This is a genomic window from Paenibacillus sp. FSL K6-4396, from assembly GCF_038002525.1.
Classification (GTDB): Bacteria; Bacillota; Bacilli; order Paenibacillales; family Paenibacillaceae; genus Paenibacillus; species Paenibacillus amylolyticus_B.
The window spans coordinates 2,748,991-2,765,099 of record NZ_JBBOCR010000001.1 but is presented as its reverse complement, the minus strand read 5'-3'; the positions used below and the strand labels follow the sequence as shown (position 1 = coordinate 2,765,099).

Below are 16,109 nucleotides of genomic sequence, written 5' to 3'. Positions count from 1 at the left end.
AGTAGGTTCCTCCCGGGGAAATCCTGCAGGATGGTGGCGGTTCATACACTCAGTTGCACATGAGTGCCAAACCTTTAAGTGCTACACTTTCGGCTAAAAGCCCGTTCCGGTGACGAATCGTTCTTATGATCGCTGTTATCCCCAGATTTTTTTGATTCCTTTTTTAAAAGGGGAAATCCGGGGATAAAGGCGAACGCTTCGCTTCTTCAGAATCGATTTCGTCTCCTCCACTACGTTTGCACGTATGAGGGAGCTCTAGCAGTGGCCCGATGCTTAGAAAGTGTATGAACCTTAAATCCATCCTACAGGATTTTTATTTTATATATATTTATAGAAGATATCGGTTACGTGTGGGCATTAGATAATAGTACTTTTCGCTAAAATGTATGGATTCGACGGGTCGCCGATCAGCGTCTGTCCTCCGGTCAGCCTCACGTCTTTATCGAGAATGACATTCTCAAGGACCGTCCCCTCACCAATGTAACATTTCTGCATGATGATGGAACCTTTTATTTTGGCACCCTTGGCCACCTGTACACCACGGAACAAAATGCTGTCCTCCACCTCTCCACCCACAATGCAGCCATTCGCGAGAAGTGAATGTTTAACATCGGCGGTATCCAGGTATTTGGCAGGCGCTTCGTATTTAATTTTGGTCTGGATCGGATCTTCCTTGAACAGTTGTTCATATTGCCCTGTGTTCAGCAGATCCATACTGTTACGATAATAACTGTCAATGGAATTGATGACTGCGTGATAGCCATCATATGCATAGGCAGCGATATTCAATCCATCCGGATTTTTTTGAATCACATCCCGGAAGAAATGGCTCTCGCCATGATCAATACAACGCTGCACCTGGCGCAAGAACAATTCTTTTTCCATGATGAAAATTTCTGTATATATATTCGGGTGATTAGCGCTTTGGTGAATGTCCACCACGTTACCGTCACCGTCATGATCAACTTTGACACAGGCGTCATGCTCAGGAAGCAGCTGATCTACCTTTTTGCAGACCAGTGTAACGTCAGCTCCTTTACTGATGTGATACTTGTAGACATCCTGGAGGTCTGCTTTGGTTACATGGCGACTGCCCGCATGCACAACATATTGCCCTGCCCCTCTGTGGAAAAAGTCCAAATTGTTATGGAAATGCTGCAAATCACCTTGTGATGTATCTGTTGGATCGTTCCAGTCTGGTGGCAAAATAAACATGCCCCCATGCTTGCGATCCAAATCCCAAGGCTTACCGTCACCAAGATGGTCCATCAGAGAGCGATACTTGCGACGGACAAACACACCAATACTCTCGATTCCTGCATTCATCATATTGGATAGTACAAAATCGATCAGACGGTAACGCCCGGCATAAGGCACCGCGGCTCCGCAGCGAAAGTACGTCAATTCCTTCAATTCCTCAAGTTCATGGTCAAGGTTAATAACTCCAATCAATTGTTTCATCGCATGCACCGTCCTTTTGACTTCAATTAGGCCTTGCTGGTTATTCCTTGGCGAAGCTGACGTTCCAGTTCTTCCTGATCCACGAGCAATATATCACTCTCATCTTCCGGTGCAGGCGAAATCTGTGTTCCATCGGGAATAACCAATCCTTCTGCGATAATAGCTCGATAAATGCGTACATTTTGCCCGATTTTCACTCTTGGCATGATCACCGAATCGATGACAGCACTGTTCTCACCAACTTCAATTCCGTAGAACAGAACAGAATGGTTGACCTCACCATGCACTACTGTGCCTTCACTAATAATACAATTCCGTACCTTGCCCGAAGGTGAGATATATTGTGCAGGTTGGTTCGGATTACGTGTGAAAATACGCCAGTCCGGATCATTCAGATTAAATGGTGTGTCTTCGTCTAACAGGTCCATATTGGATTCCCACAGACTGCGAATGGTACCTACGTCTTTCCAATAACCTTCGAATGGATATGCATATAAGGATTTTTCGTTTTCAAGCAACAAAGGAATAATATCTTTACCAAAATCATAGGAGGTGGATGCCTGTTGTTCATCCTGGATCAGGAAACGTTTCAGTACATCCCACTTGAAGAGATAGATACCCATGGAAGCCAGTGTGCTCTTGGGCTCAGGAGGTTTTTCTTCAAATTCATAGATGCTATAGTCATCGTTGGTGTTCAGCACCCCGAATCGGCTGGCTTCTTCCAATGAGACATCAATGACCGATATGGTGCAATCCGCATCTTTATCTTTGTGATACTGGAGCATTTTTTCGTAGTCCATCTTATAGATATGATCTCCTGACAGAATGAGCACATGCTCAGGATCGAATTGTTCAATAAAGTTCAGGTTACGGAAGATGGCATCTGCTGTTCCACGGTACCAACTGCTTCCGTCTTCACGTTCATGGGGAGGAAGTACGTATACTCCGCCATTTTTACGGTCCAGATCCCAGTCACTGCCGATACCAATATAGGAGTGCAGGACAAGTGGTTCATATTGAGTTAATACGCCCACTGTATCAATACCCGAGTTAGAGCAGTTACTTAGCGGAAAATCAATAATCCGGTACGTACCGCCAAAATATACTGCTGGCTTAGCCAGTGATTTCGTTAATCCTTTTAACCTCTTACCTTGCCCTCCGGCAAGTAGCATCGCTACAACTTCTTTTTTCGCCATCATTACAGCCTCCTCCACGTGCATTCGTTCTGATTCATTTCAGAGCCCATAATCGATATTCTGTTGTGTGGACACTGTTGTCTTGATTAGGAGCATGCTGTACAGATGTGTAACCGGTGAATCTTGTTGCAGTTAAACTTTTTGGATTGTAAAGCCTGAAATAGAGATGATGCTGGTGTAGAATTGCTTGACTGCCTTACAGAGGTGAATGTTAGATGCAGAACTTAAGGTGTAGCTCGTGAACAATGTAATAGACTACTCCTATTTAACATTAAACACGAAACGGACTGGGGAATCTTACTGGAAAACATCGACATCAAGTTGCGGGTGAAATTACCCTTTCTCGTGCCGCTGTTATTCATATTGTATTCGATAAAAGGGAATCAAACTCCTTTAGTTATTGTGCAATCATTAAGTGGAAAAATAAGTAAAAAGAATGAGTCCACATGACAAAAAAGCCGACTTTCGATCCCGGCTCATTTTGTCTGTTATTCTGACCCTGCTTGGTCCATGATCCTCTAGCTTCAACAGGATCGTACTTTAGTGTATCCGTTTCTGAATCAGTCTATATAATTTTGCGAAACAGCTCCATCACTTCATCCTTGGACGGTTGATAGGGATTGCCGGGTGCACATGCATCTTTCATCGCGTTATCGGCAAGCAGTTCCACATCGGGATCTTTTACACCCAGTTCAGACAGTTTCTCAGGGATCCCGACTTCCTTTGATAGCTGACGTATGGCCTCAATGACGTAATCTGAGCACTCCTCATCGCTTCTGCCTTTCACATCCATACCAATTGCCTTAGCAATATGACGGAATTTGCCGGGTACATGCTTGGCGTTTAACTCTTCCACATAGGGGAGTAACATTGCGTTACACACACCGTGCGGCAGATCATATACGCCACCCAGTTGATGCGCCATCGCATGAACATAACCCAGACCCGCATTATTAAAAGCAATCCCGCCAAGGAAACACGCATAGGTCATATGTTCCCGCGCTTCCAGATCACTGCCGTCTCTCACGGCTCTTGGCAAGTATTCAAAGATCAGTTCAACAGCTGCTGCAGCTGTCGCACTTGTCACTGTAAATCCACCCGGTGTAACCATCGCTTCTACGGCATGGGTCAACGCATCCATTCCTGTGGCCGCTGTGAGACTTGCAGGTTTGCTGAGCATCAGCTCCGGATCATTAACCGACAGGGAGACCAGACTATTGCGGTCCACCATTACCATCTTCACTTTACGTTCCTCATCTGTAATCACGTAGTTTATTGTCACCTCGCTCGATGTGCCAGCCGTTGTGTTTACAGCCACAAGTGGCACGGACTTATGTTTCGATTGATGAAATCCTTCATATTCACGGATATGCCCACCGTTGGTAGCTACAATGCCAATGCCTTTGGCAGCATCCTGCGGTGAACCTCCGCCTATCGATATAATGGCGTCACAGCCATGATCCTGGAATACTCGAAGTCCGTCATGTACATTCTGACATGTTGGATTAGGCTGAACCTCATCATATACGACATAGTCTAACCCTGATTTTCTTAATATAGACAGTACCTGCTCTGCAACGCCTGAAGCAATCAATTGACGATCACTTACGACCAACGCTTTGCGGATACCCATCTGTTCAATCATCTGACCGGCTTCCTGTAAACACCCTCTACCCATCAAGTTCACGGGCGGAACATAATATGCATGTGTTGCCATCTGAACCAGCCTCCTGTAACCCCTGATTTACTATCTCCATTGTAACTGAATCCGTTTTCAGATATAGTGAAATAAATCACAATGAATCCGATAAATGTTACACTGGAGGTTGATTTTTACCCGTAATGAAAAAGACGACCCAGACACCCGAAGGTATCCAAGCCGTCTTGCCTATCAATTTTAAAGCTTTATCCACTACTTATACCTTACGAAGGTACTTTCATTGAAACATCCTTATCCTTACGAAAGCTTACAGCGCCTTATCGTTCACACCGTCAAGCCATGCCTCAATATCGCCAATTACGGAGGATACACAACCATCCTCGAATGGAGAGTTCAATCCAGCCAATTCAACCAATCCGGTGAAGGACAGGCTTCCTCCCGCTTTGCACAATGTCAGATAGTCGGCCCATGCGGACTTCATGTCCTCATTGCTGCGTTTCCAGAACTGGAATGCACAGATTTGTGCTAACGTATAGTCAATGTAATAGAATGGCGATGAGAAAATATGACCCTGTTTATGCCAGAAACCACCTTGCTCCAAATACGCATTATCTTTGTAATTGATGTGTGGCAGATAGGTCTTCTCAATGTTGCGCCAAGCCTGCTTGCGCTCCGTTGGAGTTGCATCCGGGTTCGCATACACAAAATGCTGGAATTCATCCACAGCTACACCATACGGAATGAACAACAGACCAGAAGACAGGTGATCAAACTTGTACTTGTCCGTATCTTCCTTGAAAAACAACTGCATCCACGGCCATGTGAATAACTCCATACTCATGGAATGAATTTCAGCCGATTCATATGTCGGCCAGTTGTATTCAGGCACTGCAAAATCACGGCTCTCATACACCTGGAAAGCATGACCTGCTTCATGTGTCAACACATCAATATCACCGGAGGTACCGTTGAAGTTGGAGAAGATAAACGGCACTTTGTAATCGTTCAGGAACGTACAATATCCGCCGCCCTGTTTACCTTTTTTGCTTACCAGATCCATAAGCTCGTTTTCGGTCATCATCTGGAAAAATGCATCTGTCTCTGGTGATAATTCAGCGTACATTTTTTTACCATTATCAATAATCCAGTCCGCGTCACCCTTAGGTGTCGGGTTACCCGTCTTGAAGCTGAAGCCCTGATCGTAATAATACAACGTATCCACATCGATCCGATTACGCTGACGCTCTCTGAGCTTGGTCGCCACAGGTACGATATAATCACGAACTTGCGCACGGAAGTTGGCAACCATCTCTGCGTTGTAATCCGTACGGTTCATGCGATCATAGCCGAGTTCGACATAGCTTGGATAACCCAGTTTCTTCGCGATCTGTGTACGTACTTTAACCAGTTCATCGTAAATGCGATCGAATTCAGCTTCATGTTCAGCCATGAAAGTGTATCTGGCTTCCGAAGCACGCTCCCGCATGGAGCGATCCGTGGACAATTCAAATGGATGCAACTGTGGCAACGTGCGCTCTTCACCTTCGAACGGAATTTTGGCCGATGCAATCAACTGATTGTATTCTGTGGAAAGTTTGTTCTCCTTCTGGAGTTCTTCAATAATCTCCGGGCTGAATGTTTTCAGTGAAAGATCCGCCAGCTGGAACAGCTGTGAACCCCATTTTTGTTCCAATTCATTGCGGAATTTGGAGTTAACCAGTGCACGGTAAAAATCCGTAATATATTCCTGCACAATGGGTGCATTCTCGTCCAGAAATTCGTTCTCCGCCTTGTAAAACTCATCATTGGTATCAATGGAATGACGGATGTAGACCAATTGGGCTTGTGTCTCAAAATCACTGCGCAGCGTGTTAATCTGATCCATGAACCCACTCTGTTCTTCAACCGTTGCCGCAGCTTCAAAACCGCTCAACAGCTCACGGAAAGATGTCTTGATGTGTTCCAGATTCGGACGTGTATACGTATACTCACTAAATTTCATTTATGTACACCCTTTCCTGTTTGGCAGAATCTCGAGAGTATCCCGAGTTAAACTACCCCCTATTATACAAAAGAGCAGCTAAAAAATCCCATCTTTACGAAAAATATTTGTCCATCGGTCAAATTGTACAACATGAATGGTTACAAATATTACGTGCTAATGTAAGGTCAGTGCCTCAAAATTTTTCCCCACACAAATAAGCCCGCCTCGCGTTAGCGAAGCCAGCTTATAGGTTGTCTCTCTTCTTTTCACATTTAAACAATACTAGCTTTGGTCTTTATCCATAATCTGATAGAACCAGCCCATTCCGACCATGCCCACGACCATAATAACAGCCATAATAATGATATATGTCATGAATGTAACCTCCCTGCTTCCGTATATTCATCACACTACTACTAGTGTACACGGTGAAGCGCCGTTTGAATTGACCGAACATTGACAAAAATACGAAATCTTTAATTTTAATAAATGGATTATTTCCCCGATCACACTAAATCATACGTACCTCACTGCACGGTTCAAAGTTTCATCCGCCGTGCTTACGGTGTATACTATACTTCTATGAAATGGAATTTGGATTTTTACGCAGAAAGGTTGAAAGACATGTCAACTCGCATCCCCTTACGTCAGCTATTTCTTACTGTTTTATTAGCCCTTATGTTATCGATTTTATCCGCCTGTGCTGATGGAGAAGCCCATCTAACGGTGAATATGGATGGATCAACGGATCTGGATCTCAATCTCAACGTAAAGAACTCCGCTCTTGGAAAAATTGGACAAGACAATCTCATGCCTCTGATCGCAGATGCATTGAATCGAAATAACTTCCAGGCAGAGGTTTCGGAACAGGGCGATCAGAAGCAACTCACAGCGACCACTCATTTTGAAAAAAACAATACGACCAGCTTTGATACATCCGAGTTACCACAAGGGATCAAAGTTGAACAATCAACTTCACCCGGCTTCTTCACTTCCAAGATGCACATTACAGCAGAAGCGGATCTCATGGAATCCATGCCCGATGGTGAGATCAAAAATCAAATGAACAAGGTGCCTAGCTTTCTTAAAAACCTCTTGTTAAAAGATGTTAACTTTGACTTTAAGTTGTCTTTGCCCATCAAGGCAGCCGATTCCAATGCAGATCAGGTGGAGGATGGCGGAAAAACGCTTATTTGGCACGTTTCCCCCCTCCAGATGAATAAACTGGATCTGACTGTACAGGTTCCCAATATCCGGAACATCATCATCATTGCAGTCATTGGCCTATTATTAATCGTTGCTCTGCTTATTTGGTTTTTTGTTCGTCGCAGACGGGCCAGACAGCGCCATAGTGCAAGATCACATCACGGAAAAAATTAATTCCTTCACACCAATTTTATTTGTGACTTGCCAAACGGTGTTATGGATAGTAGAATACATCCGTACTGTGTGAACGGTTAATTTTTTCATTAAGCAAAGCTAAAGAGGTGACAGGTTTCATGAATATCCGCGAATGCCCACTACCTGGTATCGGAGTTAAGTACCAGTTTGATACAAAGGGCGGCCATCAGTTAGTCATTATTGTGCATGAGGACGGACGCCGTGAATTATTCTCCGTTGATCCACAAGACAACGAAGAACTCACTCTGATTGCAGATTTGGAAGATGACGAATGTGTGACTCTCTCCGGTTTAATCGGAGGCTGGTCGTAAATGACAGAATAACCTGTACCTTGAATTCAAGGCACAGGTTATTTTTCTGTTACGTTACCCTTTGAGAGCGAATATATGGAACCCATGTATTCAGTACGCGGCTAATCTCCGTGGAATGAAACGGTTTGCTGATAAAGTCCTGCATCCCGCATTTCAGACACTCCTCACGGTCACCAGCGCCTGCAAAAGCTGTAATCGCTGCAATAACCGGTATGTCTGGGCGGCTCTGTCTGATGTGGCAGGTCGCTTCAATCCCATCCATAACTGGCATTTGAATATCCATAAACACCAGGTCATATTGAACCTGGTTCAATGAATCGACGGCCTGTGCACCATTCTCAACGATATCACAGACTCCGCCAAACTTGCGCAGCATCTCCTCCAACAGATGACTGTTGACCGCTTGATCCTCAGCAATCAAAATTTTGATGTCGTGGGCAAGACTAGCTCGATCCAATTGCAAATCCTCATTTGTGGTGATTTCAATCGGGTCGATACTTTCCTCTAACCACTGCTCCACTACGAGGGTGAACTGGAATTCTGCCCCCTCACCGATCTCACTCTGTACGCCAATCGCTCCGCCCATTAATTCCACCAGTTTTTTGCTGATCGCAAGGCCCAGACCTGTCCCGCCAAACTTACGATTGATGGCCGGATCAAGCTGTGAGAAGGATTGGAACAATTGATGCTGCTTTTCTATTGGAATGCCGATCCCCGTATCTCTCACCTTAAAGGTCAACATCAGGTTATCCTGACCATGCTCATCTGAGTAATCAGCACCTACGCTCACCTTAATACGGCCCTGCTCTGTGAATTTAACAGCGTTACCCACCAGATTAATCAAAATCTGCCGGATTCGTGTCTCATCCCCTCGAATGCGTTCAGGAATGTGATCCGACACTTCACAATAGAGTTCAATATTTTTCTCTGAGGCCTTCAGTGCAAACAGCTCGATCACCCCACCCAACATCGTCTTAATATCTACAGGTGCGCGCTCAAGATCCATTTTGCCTGCTTCGATTTTGCTGAAATCCAAAATTTCGTTCAAAATGTACAACAGGGATTCGCCGCTATCAATCATGATTTCCGCAAAACCTTTCTGTTCATCATCCAGCTCGGTTTCCATTAACAGATGGGCCATGCCCATGATGCCATTTAATGGCGTACGAAGCTCATGACTCATGATGGCGAGAAACTCGGACTTTGCTCGGTCTGCATCCTCTGCTGCTTCTTTGGCACGTATGATGTCCTTAACAGATGTCATATCACGGAAAACCATCACTGCTCCGCGGGTTCTACCCTGATCAATAATCGGCTTCAACTGGAACTCCGCCAGGAAACTTGACCCATCCTGCCTCCAAAAAACGGATTCGGTACGCGGCAGACCTCGTCCCTCACGAACAGCCTGTAGAATGGGTGTATCCTTGGATGGGTAAGGGATACCTTCGCTCTGCATCTGGATCATCATCTGTTCAAGAGGTTTGCCGTTCATTTCACTTGGACAGAAGTTCATGATCTCCGCAGCGGCCGGATTGGCAAAGTTCAGATTCCCTTCCAGGTCCAGTCCAATAACACCCTCAGACATGCCATTCAAAATCAATGCCCGTTCATAACTAAGATTTTCGATTTCTTCAACATAACGTTTGGACTCTGTAATATCACTGGTAATCCCATAGACTCCTACAACCTTTTCCTCAAGTATAATAGGAACATTAATCACATTGGTTTCAATTCGCTGTCCATTTTTGTGGATCAAGCCTATCTCGTAGCTCTGTGCAGTGCCCTTCACCGTTTCCTCAAAATGATATCGAGTCTTCTCCAGATCCACAGGATCAATGAGGTGATCAAAAGGCCGACTGAGCAGCTCCTCCTTGGTGTGTCCTGTCAACTGTTCCTGACCCATATTGGCTTTCAGCAAATTCCCTTCCAGATCAAGAGAAGCCACACCTAGGGGATTACAGTCAAATAACGATCTGTACTCCTGCATGCTTAACTGTTGTTGCTGGCTGGCTGTGATATCCCGTGTTACGGCGACGATCTCCATCAATTCACCTGCACTGTCATATACATAGTGTGTAATTGTATCTGCCCATACCGTAGATCCATCCTTATGTAACAGGCGATAACTGATCCGTTTGGGAGCCAGCCCCTTTCTCTGCTCTTCTACGTACGCTTCAACCAAAGGCACATCCTCCGGATAGATAACAAATGTTCCCGGCTTACCTATAATTTCTTCTGGCTCATAGCCCAACATGTTTTTACATGCATTCGATACATATTTAAATGTACGACTGGAATCGGCATCATGTATTGCAATCAAGTCCAGTGAAGACTCCGCGAGCAGGCGAGAGATGCGACTGCTCTCTTCCAATTGCTTACGTTGCACAATGAGGATTTCCTCTGCATCTTTTTGTTTCGTAATATCAGCAGCTTGTACGAGCAGATACAAAGGTTCACCACTCGTTTCATCCCGTACGATGCAAGCTCTAATGGTTGCCCATAATAACGAACCGTCCTTGCGTTTCAGGCGAACCTCCGTCTCGTACATCTCACTTGTTTTATGGGTCATTTCCCAGAATTTGCTGCGGAATTCCTCCATGTGCAGATCTTCTTCGTAGATCATATGTACAACTGAAGTATCGAGCAGTTCATCTTCACTGTATGCAAGCATCTCGCAAAATGCAGGATTAAGCTGCAACCACCGTCCATTTACATGCGATGCGACAGCAATGCCGATTGGTGCGTGCGTATACAATTGTTCGAACAGAGATCGGCTCTCTGTAATGGATTTCGACATTACATGTCCTCCTTTATAAGAATCTGAATGTATTCCGTATGAATAGATCGACCTGAACATAACTTCATCTATAGAGTACTACCCCAAATGCCATGATTGATAAACGAGATCGGACAAAATTCCTGCATGAATCGACATTTTTAATTTTGGATGCTGACAACTTTCATTATGTACATACCAATTCGAACACATCACGTCATATACTACACAATACCCGTGCTCTCCCGATTATACAATGTTGAATATTCGAATAGGAACGGAGGTTATGGATCATGATCATTGTCGCAAATCAACCCGCCCTGCTGAACCGCTCGGAATGGTCTGATTTTGAATGGTATTGGTTACAGCAACTACAGGATCGTCCTACAAGGTATGTGTACCAATCCATGGATCATCTTCGTTTTGAGTGGGACTTGAGGGGCTCTCTCGTGGATGCAGCGGAAGGATTGGATCGAAGCGGTGTGAGTTTTGCATCCTTTGAAAAATCCAGATGTAATCCTGCCTTCTGGAATCGTAATGCGGAGGGTGGGTTCGAGCTAAGATCAAACGTGACCCCCGCCGACGGTATCCGGGATATCTGGAGGAATGGACACTTATATGCCTTTGAATGTGCAACAGCTACCGTTATTGTGCTGTATGGTGGCGTGCTGAGAAGCATTCGCGAAGACGCCTTTAATTCCCTGTTTCGAAATCTGTTACTCTTTGACTGGCATTATGACAGTGACCTGCGATTAACCGAAAAAAACGGTAGCGAAACCGCCCTGCCAGGAGATGTGCTGTATTTCAAAAATCCGGATGTTTCTCCGGAAACCCCCGAGTGGCAGGGAGAGAATACGTTCATGCTGCGTGAGAACTGGTATTATGGTCATGGCATTGGTATTGCACGCGGCGAAGAAATTATACGTACCCTGAATCAGTTCCGCGTTCCAGGTAGCCGGGTCTCCGCCTACTTAATGGATATGGTGATCTATCCGGACTTCTTTTATTTATCCCGATTCGCCAAAAACAGCCAGAATAATATGGCCGCTGGTTCCACGCCTGTATTACCTGGGCAGTTATATGTACTTCTTGGTGGCAGCCGTTATTTACGCAGCTGAACTACTGGAACAGAAACGGCTTTTGCATTAAATTGTGAACAATACCTCAATCCAAGTGATGACAAACAAGCCCAATACAGCAGCAGTTAGCCTGCCACCTCATTGGGCTTTCTTTACATCTAAAAGATCATTACTGTATCGACATTCCTTACCTTTGTGCTACATCGAGGATCGCTCCAAGCAGTTTACACATTAGGGTCCAGTTGCACAACAACCTGTTTACCACTTACCTGAACACCTGTCGTTTTGCTACCGAATTCAGCTAGCGATTTGCTCAGTTGTTCAGCCCACTCCTTGCCTGCAACTCCTTCTTTAGCTCCATGCACCTGGATGACGAGTTTTACCGAATCACCCTTCTTCAGAATGCGCTCCGCTTGAGATTGCTTCGTATCCCGGTCATGATCCTCCATCGCAAGGTTCAAGCGAATTTCCTTTACTTTACGTTTATCGGGGGATTTACTCGCTTTTTTCTTCGCCTGCTGCGCTTCCTCTTTGGCCGCTCCAGCTCCAATCAGCTTGCATGGCGGTGGACTTGTCATCAAGGACAAGCACACCAGATCTACCTTATGCTGCTTCGCGAGTAGAAGTGCTTCCTGCGTGGACATGACACCCAGATCTTCACCATTCAGGCCGGTCAGCTGCACTTCGGCTGCTTTGATCTTTTCATTTTTGATCATGATTCTTCCTCCTCTACATCAAAAGCCTGTCCTGACCATTTACGGATCAGAGCAGGCTAGGATGGTGTTGCTACTTATTTGTAATACATATCAGCGTACAAATACGCCAATCGGTTTGATTTACAGTGTGTTGAATGCTTCCGTCAGAACTGGTACGATTTGTGATTTGCGTGATACTACGCCTTTCAAGAGCGCTCTGCTATTAGACAGCGTCACATTGTAGGCTTTCTCCACAGCTTTAGTGGATGTACCATATGCCAGAGCTACGGAATCGTTGTTCAGAATGTCTGTTACGACAAATACAAACAGGTCGAGACCTTTGCTGGAAATGATTGCTTCAATGGCTGCTTCAAGCTCAGGTTGCTTCACGAGAACATCATTCACATCTACAGCGTTAACCTGTGCAATTTCCACTTTGGATTGACCCATTACGAATTCTTTGGCATCCAGGGAAATCAGTTCAGCAATTGTTTTTTGGCTCAGATCCGCGCCGGCTTTCAGCATGTCGAGACCATAGCTGTCTGCATCTACACCAGCAATGGCAGCCAGTTCACGTGCAGCGGCTATGTCCTGCTCTGTGCAAGTCGGGGATTTGAACAACAGGGAATCGGAGATAATGGCAGACAACATCAAGCCAGCAATCGGCGCACTCACTTCGATGCCATTTTCTTTGTACATTTTATTCAAAATGGTTGCTGTACAACCTACAGGCTCTGCACGGAAATACAGAGGTCCGCTTGTCTCAAAGTTAGCAATACGGTGATGGTCGATAACTTCAACAACAGTTACTTCCTCAATATCGCTTACACTTTGCTGACGCTCGTTGTGGTCAACCAGAATAACTTTGTTTACTTCATTTGCAGCGGTTTTAATCAGACGTGGTGCAGCAATTTTGAATTGATCCAGTGCAAACTGGGTTTCACCATTGACTTCGCCGAGACGAACAGCTTCAACGTCCTGACCCAATTTTGTTTTGAGATCCGCATAGGCGATTGCCGAACAGATCGTATCCGTGTCGGGATTTTTGTGACCGAAGATTAACGCTTTTTCCATATTCATAGCCCTCCGTCAATTCTGATTTATATAAGTTTAACCAAAGATGTTTACACTTGCCACTCCGATGACAGAATAACCTTCCGATCGCTGTTGTCCCCAGATTTTTTGATTCCCTTGTTAAAGCGAAAATCCAGTGATAAGCATACGCTTCCGATGCAGCTTTCTTTCAGAAAGCTTTCAGGCGAACGCTCCGCTTCTCCAGCTTTTTTCTGTCCTCTCCGTTCTCGTGTAAAAAGTTTAGTTGAACTTATATAGAAAATATATGTCATATTTTAATCACACCCTACTGATTATAGCGCTAATAAGGCTAAATTCCAATCCCTTTACAGCGAATTAATTGCAAATTATTCTCAGGCAAGTCATTTTGGAAAAATAGCTAAACTTGGTTCATTCCCCTCAAGTCGATATGATATGTATCCTATTTATTCCATCGTACAACCTTATAAATTAGCATACGAAATCTGATGTCCAACGAAAATATTACATCTCAGGCTCTTCAGCGCTCTGCCCTTGCCGTACAAAAAAGGTCTGTAGACTGCCGTCTTCGCTAATCTCCAGCAGGTTCAATTGTGCTCCGTAGGCACAACCACCATCAATGCCAATTTTGTCTCCGCTCGGGTCAAACCAAATGCCTGTCTCATCATGCAAATGCTTCACGGGGGTGTGTCCAAATACGACCGTCTCTCTAATCGTCGTTGGTCTGGAATAGAATGATTCACGAATCCAAATAAAGTCCCGCTCGGACTGGCTTCTCCAATCCTCGATATCCGGGTTGATCCCGGCATGCACAAAAATATAACCCGGAATTTCGTACACCAGCGGAAGCTGTTCCAGAAAACGAAGATGGTGTTCATAGTGTGTACGTATCCACTTTTTGGCTTCAGCATAAGCTTCCCAATCGATCTGTTGCTCATCATAAGTAAGCTCCAGATCCAGATAACTTGCCATCGTCTGTAGTCCGCCATTACGAATCCAATGTTGATCATATTGCTCAACATCCTGGGTAAGCGCCTTCACCATCATGGCATCGTGATTGCCTTTGATCACCATAATATGGTGCTGTTGCTGAAGCTGCATAATCTGTTCGATGACCTGTTTGCTGCTTGGACCGCGATCGACATAATCACCGAGTAAAATCAATTCATCCTGCTGCGGATTATAATCTGCGAGCTTAAGCAATGCATTAAATTCATCGTAACAGCCATGAATATCACTAATGACACATCTGCGCATGTGAATCTCTCCTCTCCCTGATCACGCAAGAGTATAACCGGAACCTTGCATGAGCAAGATTCCAGTCTGTTTAGAGTAGTTATTCCCGCTTGCTTACCATTAGTCCTGCTTGAGTCCAAAGGCTTCAGCAATCAAGCCGAATGAGCGCAGACGTGCTTCAAACGAATGAACCGCTGATGCAATAATGACTTCATCTGCTTCATGGCGTTCTGCCATTGCGGTAATTTTGTCTTTCACCTGATCCGGTGTTCCCACGATGGAAAAAGAACGACGTTGACGGATCTGTTCCATCTCCATCGCTGTGTATGGATAGTTGTTTACCGTCTCCAGAGATGGGAAGGAACTTTGTTCAAGACCTCGTCCAAGGCGTAAGAAGAAAAGTTCATTGCTGCGCGCAAGTTCAGCCGCTTCTTCCTCTGTCTCCGCGCAGAATGCCGAGACAGCAATCATTGAATGTGGTTTGTCATTCAGGATGGACGGCTTGAAATGTCTGCGGTAATGCTTCATTGCTTCTTCGCCGCCTGGTGTACCGAAGAATTGGGCAAACGCATAGGACGTCCCTTGCGCAGCAGCAATTCTCGCACCTTCGGAGCTTGAACCCAGCAACCACACTTCTGGTACCGTGGGAACCGATGGTCCGGCTACCAGAGATGCAAACCGATGATCCTCAGGCAACTGCTCGTGGAAGTATCCGCCCAGATCCGCGATCTGTTGCGGAAAAAATTGTACATTCGATGATTTGCCTTCATTCAGTGCTCTGCTGGCAATTGGCATGCCTCCCGGTGCTCTGCCAATCCCAAGGTCAATCCGTCCCGGATGCAGAGCTTCCAGCAGACGGAAATTCTCTGCAACCTTATAGGCACTATAGTGAGGTAGCATAACGCCACCGGAACCTACGCGAATTCGATCCGTATGTGCAGCCACATGTGCAATCATAACTTCAGGACTGGAGAAAGACAGTGCACCACTACCGTGATGCTCCGACATCCAGAAACGGGAGTACCCCAATTGATCCGCATGTTGTGCGAGTTTCACCGTTTCCTGCAACGTATCCTGTACAGTTCGTCCTTCATTGATATGTCCGTGTTCGAGTACACTCAGTTTCATATATATTCAATCCTCTCGTCTGTTAGGTTCATAAGAACTGTGAATATGAGATCTGCGAATATTACGCGCTTTTGCTCACTTCATTCTTGCTCATTCCATTGTAACATTAATTATTACAGTTTCAAACTT

Annotated in this window: 12 protein-coding genes; 3 read left to right on the top strand and 9 right to left on the bottom strand. The window is 45.2% G+C overall.

The features are described 5' to 3' along the window. Positions 1–357: 357 nt before the first annotated feature. The 4 genes from glgD to MHB85_RS12655 all read right to left on the bottom strand — a co-directional run bounded on the left by glgD (position 358) and on the right by MHB85_RS12655 (position 6,319). On the bottom strand, positions 358–1,461 hold the full coding sequence (gene glgD, locus MHB85_RS12670) for a glucose-1-phosphate adenylyltransferase subunit GlgD (protein WP_341073015.1): 1,104 nt from the start codon (positions 1,459–1,461) through the stop codon (positions 358–360). A 26-nt stretch (positions 1,462–1,487) separates the two neighbouring features. Further along, positions 1,488–2,657, bottom strand: coding sequence for a glucose-1-phosphate adenylyltransferase (locus MHB85_RS12665; RefSeq protein WP_274599260.1), 1,170 nt, complete (start codon positions 2,655–2,657; stop codon positions 1,488–1,490). Positions 2,658–3,222: 565 nt separating this feature from the next. After that, positions 3,223–4,374, bottom strand: coding sequence for an iron-containing alcohol dehydrogenase (locus MHB85_RS12660; RefSeq protein ID WP_091016916.1), 1,152 nt, complete (start codon positions 4,372–4,374; stop codon positions 3,223–3,225). Between the two features lie 250 nt (positions 4,375–4,624). Then, complete coding sequence (locus tag MHB85_RS12655) at positions 4,625–6,319, bottom strand: M3 family oligoendopeptidase (protein WP_341073014.1); 1,695 nt, start codon at positions 6,317–6,319, stop codon at positions 4,625–4,627. Positions 6,320–6,925: 606 nt separating this feature from the next. Between MHB85_RS12655 and MHB85_RS12650 the strand changes: the two genes are divergently transcribed. Both MHB85_RS12650 and MHB85_RS12645 read left to right on the top strand, forming a co-directional pair. Continuing rightward, complete coding sequence (locus tag MHB85_RS12650) at positions 6,926–7,681, top strand: DUF3153 domain-containing protein (RefSeq protein WP_206759550.1); 756 nt, start codon at positions 6,926–6,928, stop codon at positions 7,679–7,681. Between the two features lie 119 nt (positions 7,682–7,800). Then, positions 7,801–8,013: a hypothetical protein gene (locus MHB85_RS12645; protein WP_017688899.1), complete on the top strand. Its 213-nt coding sequence runs from the start codon at positions 7,801–7,803 to the stop codon at positions 8,011–8,013. 49 nt (positions 8,014–8,062) lie between these two features. Here the strand turns inward: MHB85_RS12645 and MHB85_RS12640 are convergent, their stop codons facing one another. After that, a complete protein-coding gene (locus MHB85_RS12640; protein WP_179198542.1) occupies positions 8,063–10,810 on the bottom strand; it encodes a PAS domain-containing hybrid sensor histidine kinase/response regulator in 2,748 nt (915 codons plus the stop codon). 272 nt (positions 10,811–11,082) lie between these two features. Here MHB85_RS12640 and MHB85_RS12635 point away from each other — a divergent pair, with 272 nt between their 5' ends. Beyond that, complete coding sequence (locus MHB85_RS12635; protein WP_341073013.1) at positions 11,083–11,907, top strand: protein-glutamine gamma-glutamyltransferase; 825 nt, start codon at positions 11,083–11,085, stop codon at positions 11,905–11,907. 185 nt (positions 11,908–12,092) lie between these two features. Here MHB85_RS12635 and infC read toward each other — a convergent pair whose 3' ends face one another. From infC to MHB85_RS12615, 4 genes are all read right to left on the bottom strand, one after another. Then, entirely contained in the window at positions 12,093–12,584 is a 492-nt protein-coding gene (gene infC, locus MHB85_RS12630) for a translation initiation factor IF-3 (protein ID WP_192132107.1), read from the bottom strand. A 120-nt stretch (positions 12,585–12,704) separates the two neighbouring features. Then, complete coding sequence (locus tag MHB85_RS12625) at positions 12,705–13,637, bottom strand: manganese-dependent inorganic pyrophosphatase (protein ID WP_091016924.1); 933 nt, start codon at positions 13,635–13,637, stop codon at positions 12,705–12,707. A gap of 483 nt (positions 13,638–14,120) precedes the next feature. Beyond that, on the bottom strand, positions 14,121–14,873 hold the full coding sequence (locus MHB85_RS12620) for a metallophosphoesterase family protein (protein WP_091016927.1): 753 nt from the start codon (positions 14,871–14,873) through the stop codon (positions 14,121–14,123). Positions 14,874–14,972: 99 nt separating this feature from the next. Next, entirely contained in the window at positions 14,973–15,980 is a 1,008-nt protein-coding gene (locus MHB85_RS12615) for an LLM class flavin-dependent oxidoreductase (RefSeq protein WP_091016929.1), read from the bottom strand. Between the last annotated feature and the right edge of the window lie 129 nt (positions 15,981–16,109).

Coding starts and splice junctions, on each gene's coding strand:
- MHB85_RS12665 (WP_274599260.1), bottom strand. CDS start 2,657: ATGGCGAAAAAAGAAGTTGTAGCGATGCTACTTGCCGGAGGGCAAGGT.
- MHB85_RS12650 (WP_206759550.1), top strand. CDS start 6,926: ATGTCAACTCGCATCCCCTTACGTCAGCTATTTCTTACTGTTTTATTA.
- glgD (WP_341073015.1), bottom strand. CDS start 1,461: ATGAAACAATTGATTGGAGTTATTAACCTTGACCATGAACTTGAGGAA.
- infC (WP_192132107.1), bottom strand. CDS start 12,584: ATGATCAAAAATGAAAAGATCAAAGCAGCCGAAGTGCAGCTGACCGGC.
- MHB85_RS12655 (WP_341073014.1), bottom strand. CDS start 6,319: ATGAAATTTAGTGAGTATACGTATACACGTCCGAATCTGGAACACATC.
- MHB85_RS12625 (WP_091016924.1), bottom strand. CDS start 13,637: ATGGAAAAAGCGTTAATCTTCGGTCACAAAAATCCCGACACGGATACG.
- MHB85_RS12620 (WP_091016927.1), bottom strand. CDS start 14,873: ATGCGCAGATGTGTCATTAGTGATATTCATGGCTGTTACGATGAATTT.
- MHB85_RS12615 (WP_091016929.1), bottom strand. CDS start 15,980: ATGAAACTGAGTGTACTCGAACACGGACATATCAATGAAGGACGAACT.
- MHB85_RS12640 (WP_179198542.1), bottom strand. CDS start 10,810: ATGTCGAAATCCATTACAGAGAGCCGATCTCTGTTCGAACAATTGTAT.
- MHB85_RS12645 (WP_017688899.1), top strand. CDS start 7,801: ATGAATATCCGCGAATGCCCACTACCTGGTATCGGAGTTAAGTACCAG.
- MHB85_RS12660 (WP_091016916.1), bottom strand. CDS start 4,374: ATGGCAACACATGCATATTATGTTCCGCCCGTGAACTTGATGGGTAGA.
- MHB85_RS12635 (WP_341073013.1), top strand. CDS start 11,083: ATGATCATTGTCGCAAATCAACCCGCCCTGCTGAACCGCTCGGAATGG.